The sequence below is a fragment of the Bacteroides zhangwenhongii genome, assembly GCF_009193325.2.
Classification (GTDB): Bacteria; Bacteroidota; Bacteroidia; order Bacteroidales; family Bacteroidaceae; genus Bacteroides; species Bacteroides zhangwenhongii.
This window is the reverse complement of record NZ_CP059856.1, coordinates 2,754,423-2,771,143: the sequence shown is the minus strand read 5'-3', so window position 1 is coordinate 2,771,143 and position 16,721 is coordinate 2,754,423. Positions and strand designations below refer to the sequence as shown.

The window sequence follows — 16,721 nt, the reverse complement described above, 5'->3', positions numbered from 1 at the left end:
TTAATTATATCCTTTATTTTGTTCATATAGCCCTTCTTTCACCTTCATTTGCGAGTCGGGTATCGGATAGATATATGAGTCTTTTGTAACCAATTTATATAGTTCGTATGTTTCCGGTTTGCTAATCACGCCGTTCTCGTCCGAGCCATTAAACTTAAACATTTCCTGCAATACCTCTACATAACGGTTTTGGCGTACGAGGTCATGCCAGCGAATGCCTTCGGAAGCCAGTTCAAGACGGCGTTGCCAGTCTACGATTTCGGCAAACCTTTCGGGAGTAACATGATCGGGTACGGTTGGAACACCGGCACGTTCGCAAATGTCATTGACCAATGATTTTGCTTTATCGGTAGGTCCTACAATTTCGGCATACATCAACATTACATCTTCAAGACGGATTATCGGATAATTGATCGGGAAATAAGTACGGTCTGCAATCTGTGCATCAATATCTTCGTAACCTAGCATCTTGCGTTTCATCTTATGTTCAAAGAACTTCTGGAAGAAAGGACCGCCCGTATAAGGCACACCGTCGTCATCCACGAAATCATCCGTGTAAATCGTGCTTGGACAACGTATATCCAAAGACACCCCTTCCGTATCCATTAATTTGAAACGTCCTGCCAGTCTGGCTTCACACCATATTCTATTACCGGACATTTCTAGTTTTGTATACGAATCATTCACTTGCGGAACCGAGTTGAACACCATCGGATTACCATAGTTTTTGGAAGCTATGTATTGAATTTCAAAAATATGGTATTTGTTATCATTGTCGCTGATCCACACTTTCTGCCATTCGTCACCCGTTTGTGCCCAATATTTGTTATTGGCGCGGGCATAGTCTATCACCTCACTGAATAGCTGTTCCGCCAATGCTTTCTTGGATTCGTCTTGCACGGGATACCCCGCCATTGTCAGATAAACACGTCCCAGCAAAGATTTGGCAGCGACTAAGGTGGCGCGTCCGGCAGAAGCATTGTTTCCTTGATAATTCAAGGGAGTGTCTACCAGCTTTCTCACTGCATCTTCCAGATCGGGGACAATTGCGGTCTCGTAAACATCGACTTGTTTTGACTGTTTGATGGTCATTGCTTCATTCACCGATACAGGTTCCAATACGATGGGGATATGTCCGAAGTAACGTACCAGGTCGAAGTAAGCCAATGCCCGGAGGAATTTGGCTTCACCGATAAACTGATTCTTTATCTTTTCGTCGGAGAAAGTAACACCGTCCGTTTTGCTGAGGAACATATTGGCACGCGCTACGATTTCATACAAATCATTCCATGCAGACGAAAGAGTGCTGATGGTGGATATATTGGGATTAAACGTACCTATGTCGATATAGTCGCGCTGTTTGTCGGTGGTTTTATCTACCCAAGCATTGTCCGAACGAACTTCCGACAACATCCATGAATAATTGGCAATCGGCAACAGACCGTTGTAGATACCGATCAATGCCTGCTCCATTTCGTTGGGAGTGGTGTAGAAATAATCAGTGGTACGTGTATCGTTGGGTTCTACTTCCAACCAGCTTTCACAAGAGGACAGAGTCAATGTCAGCGCCAGTCCTCCGCAAATGATATATTTATATAGTTTCATAGTTTATTGCTTTTTTAGAATGTAACATTAACGCCCAAAGTGATGACTCTTGCCTGCGGGTACGAACCGTAGTCGTAGTCTCCGCTTGAACCGGCGTTGTTGGCTTCCGGCGAGAACCCGCCGTCGTACTTATCCCACATCAGCAGGTTTTCTCCCGACAGATAGACGCGTGCGTTCTGAATAAATTTCTTTTTGAACGGAAGACGATAGCCCAATGTAATATTCTTGATCTTGATGAAGTCGGTACTGTACAGCCAGCGGCTGTCGTAGAATTGTCCGGTGTTGGCATTGTCGATACCGGGAGTCTTGCCGTCACCGGGTTCTGCTTCCGATTTCCACATATTCTTCCAATGTGCAAGCACGTTGATATTGGCGCCCATACCCGGACGGTCCATTGCACGTCCCAATACTCCGTAAATATGTCCGCCTGTCTGTCCTGTGATCAGGATGGAAAGATCGAAGTTCTTGTATTTGAAAGTATTGGTCATACCGAAAGTATAATCCGGATCAGGTTTCCCCATCAATGTACGGTCACTGTCGCTGATCACTCCGTCACCGTTTGCATCCCGATAGCGTACATCACCAACTTTGGTGTTCTGCATGACAGGATATTTCTGTAAGTCGGCTTTCGTCTGATACACACCGACTGCATCATACATATAGAATGATCTTAAAGGCTGGCCTACCATGAACACTTGTGTCGTCTTGTCGTATCCGGTGAATACGGTGCTGTTGTCATCTCCCAGACTGAGAACTTTATTCTTGTTGTAAGATACATTCAGAGAAGTCGTCCATTTCAGTTTTCCCGTCAGGTTCTGGGTAGTCAGCTCCAGTTCAAAACCTTTATTGCGGATCGAACCGATATTTCCCCAAGCTTGGGTGAAACCGAGCAAGGCGGGAACGGTAACTTGATACAGCAGGTCTTTGGTTGTTTTTACATAATAGTCGGCAGATAGAAAGATACGGTTGTTGAACATTCCCATATCGAATGCGATATTCCAGCTTTCCGTCTTTTCCCAGCCAAGATCCGGATTGGCAAGCGATGTCGGTGCAAAACCGTTAATGATGTTTCCGGACGAGTAATTGGCGCTGCTTAGTTTGGCAAGGGCGGTGTTGGTAGGGATTGAGTTGTTACCGTTGGCTCCCCAACTTCCGCGTATTTTAAGAGAGTTCATAAAGAAGTCTTTCGGCCAGAATTTCTCGTTTGAGATGCGGTAAGCGGCAGAAACGGCAGGGAAGACTCCCCAACGGTTTTCCTTACCGAAACGTGAAGAACCGTCGCGACGGATACTGGCTGTCAGCAGGTAACGGTCATCATATTCGTATTGCACACGTCCGAAGTAGGACATCAGTCGGGAAGGAGTGGACAAAGAAGCTGCGGCTGCTGTCAGCACTACATCTGCCATGTCGAACACTTCCAGAGAATTATCAGGAAACTGCGTAGCGCTTAATTTGCTGGAAGAGCCTCCGGAGCTTTCCATCGAATAACCTGCCATCGCTCCGACAGTATGCCTGCCGAACGTTTTGTTATAATGTAGAATCGTTTGGAGAAGGAATTTATTGCTGCGTGCTTCCGAACGGCTTGCAGTCGTTTTGTACCCTTCGCTGTCTGTTCTGTATTTGGTGACGCTGCTCGGAATGAATGAGCGGCTTTGCGTACTGCTGAAATTGTAGGAACCGGTAACTTCCGCTTTCAGCCCATCCCATATATCCGCTTTCACATAGGCAGCGGAATTAAAACGGACACTTTCACCATGATTGGTCACTTCCTCCATATATGCGATGGGACTTACCTTGCTTGAACTGGTCCAGCGATAATAACCTTTGGAGCCTGAACCGGTATATATACCGTCTTCCGGTTCCGCAACGGGCACCATAGTAAGAACGTTGGTTGCCTGGCGGTCCTTGCCGTCTACCCGTCCGCCGTCACTCCAGTTGGCAGAAGGCGCCAGATTCACTCCGACGGTAATCCGGTTGAATAGTTTAGACTCTACATTGGCACGGAAGTTCAAACGTTTGTAACTGCTTTCGATAGCAATACCTTTCTGGTCGGTGTAGCCCAAAGATACACGGTATTTGGTATTGCCGCGACCGCTTGAAAGTGACAATTGGTAATTTTGTATCGGCGCCAGACGGAAGAATTCATCTTGCCAGTCAATCAACTGCAAGTTGCCGTAGCCGGGTTCTGTCCAGCGCGGGTCATTCAGGAAATAATAGCTTTCTTTGCCTCCTATCATTGCCAGACGGGTGGCGTAGTCGTCTTCAATAGTAGCTCCTTTACTTCCGTATTGGGAAATATACCGGTTATTATTGTATGCGGTGCGGAACTCAATCCACTCTTCCGGTGACAGGACATCCACTTTCCTTTCCAATGATTGGATACCGAAAGAAGCTTGAAACTGTACTTTTACTTTATCATCGGTGCTCGCTTGCTTGGTTGTGATCAAAACAACTCCGTTGGCACCGCGCGAACCGTAGATTGCCGATGAAGAAGCGTCTTTCAATACCTCGATAGATTGTATGTCACCCGGATTGAGACTGCCTAGATCGTCTACGGGAATACCGTCCACCACATACAATGGGGTAGCATCCGCATTGATCGAAGCGGCTCCACGTACGCGAATCTGAAGTTCCGAACCCGGTTCTCCGGTAGTGCTGCGCACTTCCACACCGGCTAACTGCCCTTGCAGTGAAGAGGCAATGTTGGTTGTTGCCCGGTCTTCCAGTTTCTCAGCATTGACTTTAGCGATAGCGCCGGTCACATTTCCTTTCTTTGCGCTACCATAACCGATAGCAACAACCTCATCTAGGGCAATGGCAGATTCGGTCAGCTTGATTTGGAGAGTTTTACCGGCGATTGTAACAGTCTGGGTGTTGTACCCTATAAAAGATACTTCCAGAAGTTTGGCATTCGCGGGAGCGGAAATCACAAATTTACCGTCCAAGTCTGTAATCGTTCCTTTGGAAGTACCTTTCACTGTGACGTTTGCACCGATAATCGGCTCATCTTTTTCATCTACTACCACTCCCGTCACAGCTCGGTTCTGTGCGAGCGACAGGGTAGATTGTAATACGAACAGAGTCATCAAAAAGAGAGATTGCATCTTCCTTCCCAGACTACCATTTCCATGCAGAATGTTTTTCATGTTGATATATCTAAGTGATTAAATTAGTAAATAACGGAAGAAACAAACAGAGCCTGACGGTCTGTCCGACTTCCGTTGCAAAGGAAGCGTATCGGAAGAAATTATGCGCAAGTATTCGTACGAAAAAGATGTAATATTATACTAATGGCTGAAAAATACTCCTGATATTTGTACGCAACCCCTTATAAAAGTACAAATATAGCCTTTTCATCGCAGTTTTTTAATCTGCTCGTACATCTGTTTGCCCAGATATTCGGCTGAATTCTGATTGAAATGAAGGCGGTCGCCCATCAATTCCGCATCCGACATATCTATCAGATAGGCATTCTTGTCTTCTTTCGCCAGGCGTTTCATCGCTTCTTCAACCTCACTGCCGTATTGCTTGTTCTTCCTGGCTACCGTACCGAAGATAAACGGAAGCTTGGAGTAGTCTTCTCCTGTCTTTTCACTCAGATGGTTGCGCACATAAGCGACGACTGCTTTCAGGTTCTCGTAGTATTTGTCGCCGTATGCACGGTCGCTTTCTCCTTGATGCCACAGAAATGCGTCAATCCGGTAACCGTTCTTTAATTTCGATAAGGTGTTGTCGATGCAACCGTCTATGTCATTGATAAAAGAAAGCAATAAGGAACGCCCCTTTTGGCTGGTTGCCACGTTGCCGGATAGCCATTCGGGATTTGCCGACCAGTGAACCGACTTGTCCGAACTGGTGGACGGTTCGATAGAAGTGCCTCCGATAGCCCATTTGATAACGTAAAAAGGCTCTTGCCATAATTGCTCCAACCAATAGTAGGTGATGGCGTCATATCCCCATGTGTGGGGCTTGGCCCTTCTTTTGCTCTTCGGCCAGAAAGGACGGAACTTCCCGTCTGTGCGGTTCTGGGCTATTTTACAGTATTTGTAGGCTCCTGTGGTGAAGGCCGTGTCTGTGGACATAGCTTTGATGTAATCCGGCAGACGGTCGTTGGGCACACGTCCGTCGGTGTTTGACTGTCCGGCAGTGATAATGACATGGGCAGGTTGGTTATTATCTGCCAGGCAATTGCAACAGAATGCAAGCATTAAAATGATAACTAAATTTTTCATGATGAAATGATGGTTTATGATTTTAAATACAAACTGAATAATAAAAAGTCCTCCCAAACGATAGAAACGTAAAAGAGGACTTTTTAATCAAACTAACAATCTTATGTGGGTTCTATATACCTATTGAAAACGAATCTATTTGATTGTCTCGAGGAACTCTGCCTCGACGATTCGCAGCTGATTCTTACTGCTGCTCTTTTCCAGTTCCATTTTGTTGGCGGCTTTCGCTTCTACTTCTATCAACTGCCCGAAAGCGTCCTTGTCACTTGTATTGCCTTTCAGACGGATCGTAATGGTATTGGCACGTACCGGCTTTTCTATGTTCAGGTGGACATATCCCAAACTCTTCTCTGTAGTGCCGCTCCATATCAGCTCTTTGCCTGCGTATACTTCCAGCGGGTAGCTGCGCGAACGCCATCCGTGCAGTTTCAGACAAACGTCATCTATCATTGCTTCTCTTTCCAATGTATAAGTAATCCATGCAGTGCTGAGCTTGCCGTCGTTTTTCCATTCAGACAGTTCTATATCATCGTAGCTCTTGGCAACATCTCCGCTGTTGGCTCCGGCCTTTGCCGATACAACCCGGATTCCTCTTTTGGTATCTTTATAAGAAGGAGTGGAAGGAGTCTCACCTCTGTCCAGTCTACCTTTCAAACTCGCTTGAGGCAGATAGGAACTTAATCCATTGTTTACTTTCACCGGAACCGTTTCCAATGTAAGAGTGGCTGCAGGTAACCCTTTGGCTTGTGCGGTCAGTGTTATTTTTCCGGCAGTTGTCGTACTGCGGATAAGTGCACGGTTGATACCACATTCTACCGGCAGATTGGTATCGAGGATATGGTTGTTTTCACCTTGTGCGATACCTCCGCGCCATTCGGCATTTCCCTTTAAAGTGAATTGGACAGTACGGTTATCCAACGGGCAACGTTTGCCGTCCTTATCTACTACCTCTACCTGTATCAGAGCCATGTCGGCACCGTCTGCGTGGAAGCCTTCCGGATTCTGGATGGCGGTAAGTTTCAGTTTGGCTGGTTCACCTACCGTGCTTACGGCGTAACGGCTGATTTCCTTTCCGTCCTTGTTGTAGCTGACAGCTTCCAGCTTGCCCGGTTTGAAAGTGACCTTGTCGAAAGTAAAGAGGAAGTTGTACTGCCGTTTACCTTTTCCTAACGATTTACCATTCAGGAAGAGTTCCACATCCTCGCCGGTGGATACTACATGTACCGGTTTTACTGTATTCTCCGGGTAGTTCCAATGACCGATGATGTAGGTCTGGTCTGCTTCCGTATCCACCCATCCGTTCCACATGACCTGATGAGCGTAGAATGCGTCTTTCTCAATGCGCATGGCATCCGTCACCCCGCTTCTGCGGTAGTTTTCCTCGCCCCGATGATGAGTATTGGTATCGGAGAAAACAATCTTGGTTCCACCGGAACTGACTCTGTTGCCTGTTCCGGGACGTTCACGCCAATAGTCATACCAACGATTAATCATAATGATAGCAAGCTGGTCTTGATTGCGGTTGTAATCGGTAGCCGGTTGTCCTTTGTGAAGAGGTCCGTCTCCTTCTTTATGGAAAGGATAACTGTATTCATCCCAATATTTTCTTAAACCTTCGTCGCGGCAATATTCGGTTGCCCACATCGGATGATGTTCGCTTTTGTTGATATACAGCATTTCGCCGCCATATTCCGCTTCACGGATATCCAACATCTCGCGGGAACCGATGGCACGTCCGCCGAATGGATCATACTTGTCACGAACGGCTTTCATCTCAATCATGTGAGGCCGGCTGATCGCTTTGTTTCCACATTCATAGAACAAGATACTGGGATTGTTGCGATTATAAATGATAGCGTCACGCATCAGCTCCAGCCGTTGTTCCCATTGGCGTCCTTCACGGTCTTTTTCCGAATCACCGGCAGGCATTGCCTGTATCAAACCTACACGGTCGCAAGATTCTACATCCTGTTTCCAAGGAGTGACGTGCATCCAGCGAACCAGGTTGGCATTACTCTTCACCATCAGGTCGTTTGAATAATCACTCAGCCAAGCCGGAACGGAAAGTCCGACAGCAGGCCATTCATTGCTGGTACGTTGGGCGTATCCTTTCATCTGGATCACCCGGTCGTTCAGCCAAACTTTTCCTTCTGCAAAACGTGTCTTACGGAATCCGGTACGAGTGCTTACTTCGTCGAATATACGGTTGTTACTGTCTTTCAGAGCTGTCTTTACCGTATACAGATAGCCATATCCCCAACTCCAGAAATGAAGGCCGCCAACAGGGGCAGAGGCTTTTACTGTTTTAGTTTCCCCTGCTTTCAAAGTCACTTTGTCGCCTTGAAAGGTCTTCACTTGTTTGCCGTCGGCATCTAATATAGTCACCTGATAGGTGAACTGGCGAGGCTCTTTACTGTCGTTTCTGACTTCCGATTCTGCACAGATCGTAGCTTTTCTGCCTTTGATGTCGATGTCCTTAGCGTACGTATATACTCCCGTCGTTTTCAGATTACTATACAGGGGAAGTGTCTGATATACATTGTCGGTAACGTAGAGGAATACGTTTTTGGGAATACCGCCATAATTGGCGTTGAAGTTACGGTCGTTCCATTGAAATTTGGACTTGGTTCCTTCTTCCCTGTACATCCAGTCGTTGTCCGTCCGTACGGCAATCACGTTTTCACCTTGTTTGATATAAGGAGTCAGGTCGAAACCTACTGCCATCACCCCGTTTTCATGTCTTCCCAGATTGTGTCCGTTGAGGTAGAAGTCTCCACGCTGGCGTACTCCTTCAAATTCGATAAATACTTTCTGATTACTTTTTAAATCGGGAATGCGGAAACTTTTACGATACCACACCACCGTGTCTGTCAGTTGTTCGATAGAAACTTTGAATGCTTCATCTTCATTGAAGGCATGAGGCAAAGTGACTTGTTTCCACTTGCTGTCATCGAATGTTGCATCTTTGGCTTTAGGAAAATCTCCTGTTTGCAGTTTCCATTCGCTGTTGAAATTGTACTTTTTACGTTCACTTGCCTGTCCCTTGACGGCGGGCAATGCGACCAGTAAAAATACGAAAAGAAATAAGTTGTGTTTCATGATGATCAATTAAAATGTTTTGCTGCAAAGGAAGCACATTAATGGAAAATACGCCTATACTCCCGTACGGAAAGGATGTATTTTTTATCTTTTGATGAAAAAACAGTAATGGAGATTTGTACGCAAATCCGTAAGATAGTACACTGGGGCTTCTTCTCACCACAGATTACACAGATTAACACAGATAATAGATCTTGATTATTAATGCATTAAATTAATCTGTGTTAATCTGTGTAATCTGTGGTGAACTCGAACCATGCTGTCCTTTATTCTTCTGATAAATAGAAGGAGCGATTCCAAATTGGTTCTTGAAACATTTACTGAAATAATAAGGATCATTGATACCCACTTTATAGGAAATCTCGGCAACGGTCAGGTCTTCGGTCAATAACAATTCCGCTGCTTTCTTCATACGGATAACACGTAAGTATTCATTCGGAGAGTATCCTGTCACTCCACGTACTTTCTTATAGAATACGGTACGTCCCAATCCCATAAGGTTGGCATAGTCGTCTACCGAGAATTCGGCTTCTACCATGTGCTCGTTCAGTATTTCGTTCAGCTTTGCCAGGAACTTGCTGTCTTTGTTGTTGGTGCAGATTGCTGAATGGACGATTCCCGGTTCATTGGAGAACTTCTCACGGAGTTTGTCCCGTTGCTCTATCAGTCTGGATACTCTGGCGAGCAGCAAAGATACACTGAATGGTTTGGTGATATAGGCATCCGCTCCGGCCTCTATACCTTCCAGGTATTTTTCATCCATATTAAGGGCAGTCAGCAGGATGATGGGGATATGACTTGTTGCGAACTCATTCTTTAGTTTCTTAGTCACTTCAAATCCTGTCATTCCCGGCATTAACACATCACAGATAATCAAATCGGCGTCAAAGGTCTGTGCACGTTCAAAGCCACTGATCCCGTCCGCTTCGGCCACCACTTCGAAGTATTGACCGATTTCCTCTTTTAAGAATTCACGGACATCGTTGTCGTCTTCTATGATTAATACTTTCCGTTTATTCAATGGAACGGAAGGTTCTGCCGGTTCTTCTGTCTTGTCACTCGCAATAAATTCTTTATGGCGTTGTTCTTCTTCCTCAATCAGTATTTGGTTAGGGATGAGGAAGTCTTTTTCCTCGTAAACGTCGGCATTTGCCGGTAGTTCTACGGTGAAGATAGAGCCGCCTCCTTCATTTTCCTTATAAGAAATCGTTCCTTTATGTATATTGACCAGACCATAGGTGAGGTGAAGCCCTACACCTACGCTGCTGTGTGAGAAGCTGCTTTGCATGAAGCGGTTGAACAATTCGTTTCTTTTTTCTTTCGGGATGCCTACTCCTGTGTCCGTCACTTGGATACAAAGTTGTTGCTTTTGTTCCGAGATTTCTACCTTGAATATGATTTTCCCATTGGACGGAGTGTATTTGAATGCATTTGAAAGTAGATTGTAAATCACCTTGTCGAGATTTCCTTTATCGACAGGCATTTTGTAAGAGGTATGTGACGGCTCGAAGCGGAAATCCATGTTTTTGGATTCGCTTACATCCTTGAAACTTAGGAATATCTCATAGCAGAAAGCGATAATGTCCGTTTCTTCTAATGAAAGGGCAAGTTTATTCTTCTGCATCTTCCGGAATTCCAGCAATTGGTTGATAAGCCGCAACATCCGCTTGGTACTCTTATCCATGATTTTTAGGGAATGTTGCATATCTCTGGAATGGTTTCCCATATTGACGATTCTTTCCAAAGCTCCTTGAATCAGGGTTAATGGAGTGCGGAACTCATGAGATATATTGGTGAAGAATTCCAGCTTGTATTCCGTCAACTGGTTTTCTACTGTGATGCGGTTGCGCAATGCGTTGAAATTCCGGATGATACGGAAACTGAAATAGCCGGCTACTGCGATTAACAGGGCATATAACAGGTAAGCCCAAGTCGTTTTCCAGAACGGAGGGGCTATCACAATCTCCATCACATTCTCTTCTCCCCAGATACCTGCGGCGTTGCAAGCTTTCACGTGGAGTTTGTACTTGCCCGGAGGCAAGTTCCGGTAAGTGGCGAAGTTCAGGTTGGAAGGCGAACTCCATTCCGTGTCATAAGGGGGCAGGCAATAGGAATACTTGGATACCCCATTCAGATAGTTGAATGTGGAGAAGGAGATGACAAACGATTGTTGATAATATTTCAAGTTCAGCTCGTTGATGTATGGCATTGCCTCCTGCAAAGGAGAATCCTCTACACCGGGAAGCATATTGGCTCCGTTGATCTGAAGTCCGGTAAAGACTACGGAAGTCGGTTTGTCCAGATTCTCTATTTTATCGGCATTCAATACAACCAAGCCATAGTTGGTACCGAACAGTAGTTTGCCGTCATTGCTTACACAAGCGGTGTTCTCACTATATACATTTCCCAAAGTGTAGGAAGAGAAGAAATAATTCTCAATTTGCTTGGTTGCAGGAGTGAAGCGTGAAATGCCATATTCGGTAGCTATCCACATCTTATTATCCTTATCCTGAACAATGGATTGCACTACGGCATTGGACAACCCGTCTTTGATGTCGTAACAGTTGAAGGTCAGATGTTGATAATCGCCTTCCGGATGGCAGACGGCAAATCCGGCTCCGGCGGTTCCGATCCACATATTGCCTTCATGGTCATTCATCAGGCAACGTATCTCATTGTTGGGGAATGTGCCGTTGACATGATTGTATATGATATAATTCTTGGGCGAAGCGATGAGGGAATCCGGATGGAAGATATAAATACCGTTATTGGTGCCTACCCACATCCGCCCGTTCTTGTCTTCTTCGATGACACGGATACGTTTCTCTCCATAGTTGTCCTGCAAGAAGTGCCGGAATTGATAGCCGTCCTTCGTCTTTACGGCTAAGTTCAGTCCTCCGCCGAACGTTCCCAGCCACATTCGGCCTTTCCGGTCACGGTAGATGGAGAACACCTGGTCGTTGGAGAGCGAATTGGGATCTTTGCTGTTGTTCTTGTACCATTTGTCCGCTCCGATACGAAGACCGGTTCCTCTCATACCCAGCCATAGGTTACCTTCCGGGTCCTCGTTCATACTGTACACATTGTGGGTGAAATCCTCGCGGCGTATTGTCTTGGTCAGACCGGGGTCGTATTCGTACAGGCTGCCCATGCGGTTTGCCATATAGATATTTCCGTTTCGGGTTTGGAAAAGCATACGGATGGTATTGGAGCGGTCGGAACTGTTCTCGCCGCTGGGATGGAGACGTTGTGTGCCTTTGTTCAGAATCTCCAGATGAGATAAACCGGAAAATTCGGAGCTTACCCAGATACCGCCGGAACGGTCTTCCATTACATATTGGAGGTAATTAGAGTTAATATGGCTGGATTGGCCGATGTCAAAGGTGAAATGCTGCAAGTCTCCCGTAGCCAGCTCGTATGCGTAAAGTCCGTTTCCGTAAGTTGTAATCCAGATGATATCCCGTGAATCGTGTACGATACTATATCGTTCCACATCTATATAGCCGATATGTTCGGAAGAAAGGAACTGGAAAGGTTTGATATTGCCCGTTGTAACGTTGACGTACCATAAATGTCCGGTATAGTTGTGCACCCATACATTCTTTTTATTGTCTTTGGTGACCGCACCGTTTTTGATATTCAGGTCGGAGTAGCGGGAAAGTTTTCCGGTAGGGATATCCAGCAGATAACTGCCGTTGGCGGTAAACAATACCCATTTGTCTGCCAGGAGGAAGTTGCCCGTGACACGACTGTTGTCGTCAAAGCTTGCGGCAAGTGAACCTACTTTTTCCAGTTTGTCGGTAGAGTAGGTGTGACGGTAGATTTCATTCTTGTCGGTGATGATGCAGGTATATTGGTCATAAGCGATGATATGTTCCCAACTTTGGCTCTGCGGGTCCAGATTGTCAGTTTGCCCGTTCCGGTATTTCAATAGCCCTTTACGGGTTCCGATCCAGACTTCTCCTTTGGCGCTTTCCAATACAAACTGCACCCTGTCGGAAGGTAGATTTCCCAACTCTTTCTTATAAGTCTGTGACGAGAACTTCCCATCCTGATAAACGATTCTCCTGCATCCGTTTTGATTATGCCATAGCCAGACGGAATTATCGGAAGTAATGAAGAACTTAGAATAGTTTTCTTTATATTCGTTGCATCCGGTGAAATCCACAAAACGGCCGTGACGCAGGTCATAACAACTGATAAAAGAGGACATCGTTGAAATCCATAGGAAGCCGTTCGGATCTTCTTCTATACTCCGGATGCGTGAATCGGCCAGTGAAAGCGGATTGTGGATGTCAGGGTAGATGTTGACAAAAGAATTGCCGTCATAATAACTTAATCCGTTGAGCGTACCCAGCCAGATGAATCCCTTACTGTCTTGCGACATATACCGGATGGAGTTATTGGCTAATCCGTCTCCGGTAGTCAGTTTATTGGAACGTACCTCTACGGAGGCGAATGCCGGGTACAAGTAGAATAACAGGAGGGAGAATATAAGTAACGTATTCTTCTTCATAGTGAATTTATGTGTTTTATCTTACGCAACAAAGATAAGGATAAAAAACGAAAATAAAAGCGGATGAGTGCAAGAAGGTTGTAAGCAAGAGATTTGGCTTTCTGTCCTTCTATTGGTCGAGTACGGAGCGCAGCTATGGCAACGCGTACAACATGAACTTCGACTTTGGCTACATGTACTACGGCAGTAAGGTCGGCGATTCTTTTTAGAGTGCGTTTCTCTCTCGCTTTTTAAGCGCCCCGTAGTCCCGCAGCATTTGCATGGCCGTAGAAGCCGTGAAGAAGCCCGGGCGATGCAGGCAAGAAAACGGTGAAGATATAAGCCGCAAAGTGTTCTTTGATATGTTGGGAAAACGAGAAACTTTCTCAAAAAGCATACGAGCTAAAAATAAAGTTCCACTTTTATAGTGGAACTTTAGGAATATACTCTATCTTTGCACAATAAACGATACGGAAAAATAATGGAAATAAGCTTTGATAAAGAATATCTGCGTCAATTGTATGAGGAAGGGATGACAGTGGATAAAAAACACCGCTTCCAACCTCATATTATAGCCCGATATCAGCTACGTATCAAGGTCTTGGAACAAGTCCGGGGTATAGAAGAACTCCTTGCAATCAATTCGCTGCACTATGAAGTGCTGAAGGGTGATAAAGCAGGCATCTCGTCCGTCCGGGTGAACGACCAATACCGCATTGAGTTTACAGTAAAGCAAATCTCGTCCGAAACAGTCGTGACGATATGCAATATTTTAGAATTGTCGAACCATTATAAATAAACGAAAGGCATATGGGAAAATATACATGTCAACGCCCCATACATCCGGGCGAACTGCTCAAGGAAGAGGTTGAAAGCCGCAAACTGTCGCAAGCCAAACTTGCTGCACAGGCGGGAATTTCGTACAAGATTTTAAACGATATTCTGAACTGCCGCCGTCCTCTGACCACTTCCACCGCGTTGCTGCTCGAAGCGGTTTTAGGGATAGATGCCGGACTGCTGATGCGTATGCAGTTGGATTACAACATGCAGCAGACCCGAAATGACAAATCTTTTATGGAACGTTTGAATCGGATACGACAATACGCAGCGTTGCTATAAGAGCCAGACTTTACCTATCGGAAGATTTACCCAAACAAAAAGATACTCCGTTAGGCGTGGCCCGCCTAACGGATGGATATTACTTGAACTGATACCCTCTGAAAGTCTCTTTCTTCTTAGTGAGATCCGGCCCGAAATAGAATCCCGGTTGCGTTGGTTGGTTGTAGCCTACATTCTGGGTTGCGATACTGATTCTGTATATAGGATCTTCCAGGAAGGTATGGAAGCGGTATTCAGTAGGAATAGTCGATACATACAGTCGCAGGGAACAGTTGTCTTCCGAGCGTAACAGCACTTCTTCACGCCAGTCACCCACGATGTCACCTTGCAGACAGGGTACGGCTTTCGTTCCGTTATTGGAGAGAGCCCCTTCGAATGTTACGATTCTGTTTACCTTTTGTGCTTTCCAATCATACTTGCTGATAATGTTCTTATCCAATAACTCGCGCAGCAAGTCGCCATCCCACCACACAGCCATGTTGGTAGGCAATCCTTTTATCCTGCCTGCAATAGCTTCTCCTTTTGCATTGCGCATTCCTGCTTCCCACGACCACATTTCCACTCCGGGCTGGGTAGGGTCGATGTCGGCTGCCATACAGCGGCCTACATCCTTGTTGCTTTTCACTTGGAGAATGATCTCTCCCGTTGCCGCGTCGCGATAAGTACTGCCGTCACGTTTGTTCTCATGGCAGTCCCACACTTGCAGTCCCTTGCGTGAAGGATCAAAATGGGTAAGATGGATAGCGTCTCCGTGTCCCATCTTGGTAGAGTAGAGTCCTTTGCCATTATGGTCGATGGCGCAAGAACCGTAAATAATTTCATCGCAACCGTCACCGTCCACATCTCCTACACGCAGGTTGTGGTTCCCTTGTCCGGCATAATCTTCGCAACCGGGATCATTACTATCGAATACCCAGTGTTTTTTCAGTTCTTTCCCGTTCCAGTCGAAGGCAGCCAGGACGGTGCGGGTGTAATAACCCCGACACATCACTACACTTGGATGAATTCCATCCAGATAGGCTACACAAGCCAGAAAACGGTCGCTGCGGTTGGCACGCTCGTCTCCCCAATCGGAAGGATCACCGCGCTGAGGGATATAGTCAATCGTGTGCAATGCTTCTCCCGTCAGTCCGGAAAATACGGTTAAATACTCCTTGCCTTTCCATACCCGTCCTTGATTGACAATCGCATTTCTTTTCTTGCTGAAAGTACCGTGTTCACGATAATCGGCTTGAGTGTTCCCTATGACATTCCCTTTTGCGTCAACACTTCCGTCTGCTGTGCGTGTCACGACTTCCGCTTTCCCGTCACCGTCCAGGTCATATACCATAAATTGTGTATAGTGTGCCCCTGCCCGTATGTTTTTACCTAAATTAATGCGCCATAACTGTTCACCGTTCAGCCGGTAACAATCGATAAGCACTTCTCCGGTATATCCGTCATGTGAATTATCCCGTGAATTGCTTGGGTCCCACTTCAAGATGATTTCATATTCTCCGTCACCGTCCACATCACCGATGGAAGCGTCGTTAGGACTATACGTATAGCTGTCTCCTGCGGGAGTCACTCCGCCTTCCGGTCTTTTCAATGGTATTTGCAGATAGCCGAGAGGAGAGTTCTCTGGTAAGGTATACTTGCCATCCGTATGGTGAGTCTCTTTGCCTTTTATCACAGGGCGTACTTCATAAACTGCCGCTGCCGGACTTCCGTTCTTGTCGCGAAACATCGTACCGGCGATAACGGGTTGGTCGTTCAGCTTCTTGCCGTCCCGGTAAACATTGAACCCGGTTTTTATCGGGTCGGAAGATAAATATCTCCAGGAGACGGCAACTTCCGAAGGGTTCTCACGGATAGCGATTACTCCGCGTCCGAGCTTCTCCCGTTGGAGTTTGGAATAGTTGTAATTGGGTTGTGCCATTACAGTCGGTATAGTAACCAATGTAAGCATACATAACAGTAACCAGCTTGTACTTCTTTTCATGTCACTCTATTATTTTGAGTATTAGATAATTCTTTTTATTTCATGTGGCAAATTTAGTCCTTTTTTGAATGCCTGTACATGGAAATATGTACAAAGACAATATAGAATTGTCCACTTGTGTATATAGGATTATCCATTCCATATAAATTTCTATCTTTTGTGTACATTCGTCTATTTAGCCTTCTACGGA

At 45.8% G+C, this 16,721-nt stretch carries 8 protein-coding genes; 2 read left to right on the top strand and 6 right to left on the bottom strand.

What is annotated here, in order from left to right; all coding sequences use genetic code 11:
* From GD630_RS11225 to GD630_RS11205, 5 genes are all read right to left on the bottom strand, one after another.
* Nucleotides 1-1,605 (bottom strand): RagB/SusD family nutrient uptake outer membrane protein, encoded by a 1,605-nt coding sequence (locus GD630_RS11225; RefSeq protein WP_143865604.1) that lies wholly within the window; start codon nt 1,603-1,605, stop codon nt 1-3.
* A 14-nt stretch (nt 1,606-1,619) separates the two neighbouring features.
* Complete coding sequence (locus GD630_RS11220) at nt 1,620-4,751, bottom strand: SusC/RagA family TonB-linked outer membrane protein (protein ID WP_143865602.1); 3,132 nt, start codon at nt 4,749-4,751, stop codon at nt 1,620-1,622.
* Between the two features lie 207 nt (nt 4,752-4,958).
* On the bottom strand, nt 4,959-5,837 hold the full coding sequence (locus GD630_RS11215) for a sialate O-acetylesterase (RefSeq protein ID WP_143865600.1): 879 nt from the start codon (nt 5,835-5,837) through the stop codon (nt 4,959-4,961).
* A gap of 135 nt (nt 5,838-5,972) precedes the next feature.
* Complete coding sequence (locus tag GD630_RS11210) at nt 5,973-8,936, bottom strand: glycoside hydrolase family 2 protein (protein ID WP_143865598.1); 2,964 nt, start codon at nt 8,934-8,936, stop codon at nt 5,973-5,975.
* A 214-nt stretch (nt 8,937-9,150) separates the two neighbouring features.
* Nucleotides 9,151-13,452, bottom strand: coding sequence for a two-component regulator propeller domain-containing protein (locus GD630_RS11205; protein WP_143865597.1), 4,302 nt, complete (start codon nt 13,450-13,452; stop codon nt 9,151-9,153).
* 460 nt (nt 13,453-13,912) lie between these two features.
* Between GD630_RS11205 and GD630_RS11200 the strand changes: the two genes are divergently transcribed.
* Complete coding sequence (locus tag GD630_RS11200) at nt 13,913-14,230, top strand: type II toxin-antitoxin system RelE/ParE family toxin (protein WP_143865594.1); 318 nt, start codon at nt 13,913-13,915, stop codon at nt 14,228-14,230.
* An 11-nt stretch (nt 14,231-14,241) separates the two neighbouring features.
* On the top strand, nt 14,242-14,550 hold the full coding sequence (locus GD630_RS11195; RefSeq protein ID WP_143865592.1) for a HigA family addiction module antitoxin: 309 nt from the start codon (nt 14,242-14,244) through the stop codon (nt 14,548-14,550).
* Nucleotides 14,551-14,629: 79 nt separating this feature from the next.
* Here the strand turns inward: GD630_RS11195 and GD630_RS11190 are convergent, their stop codons facing one another.
* The gene (locus GD630_RS11190; protein WP_143865590.1) at nt 14,630-16,531 is read right to left on the bottom strand and encodes a rhamnogalacturonan lyase; all 1,902 of its coding nucleotides are present in this window, start codon (nt 16,529-16,531) and stop codon (nt 14,630-14,632) included.
* Nucleotides 16,532-16,721: the final 190 nt, after the last annotated feature.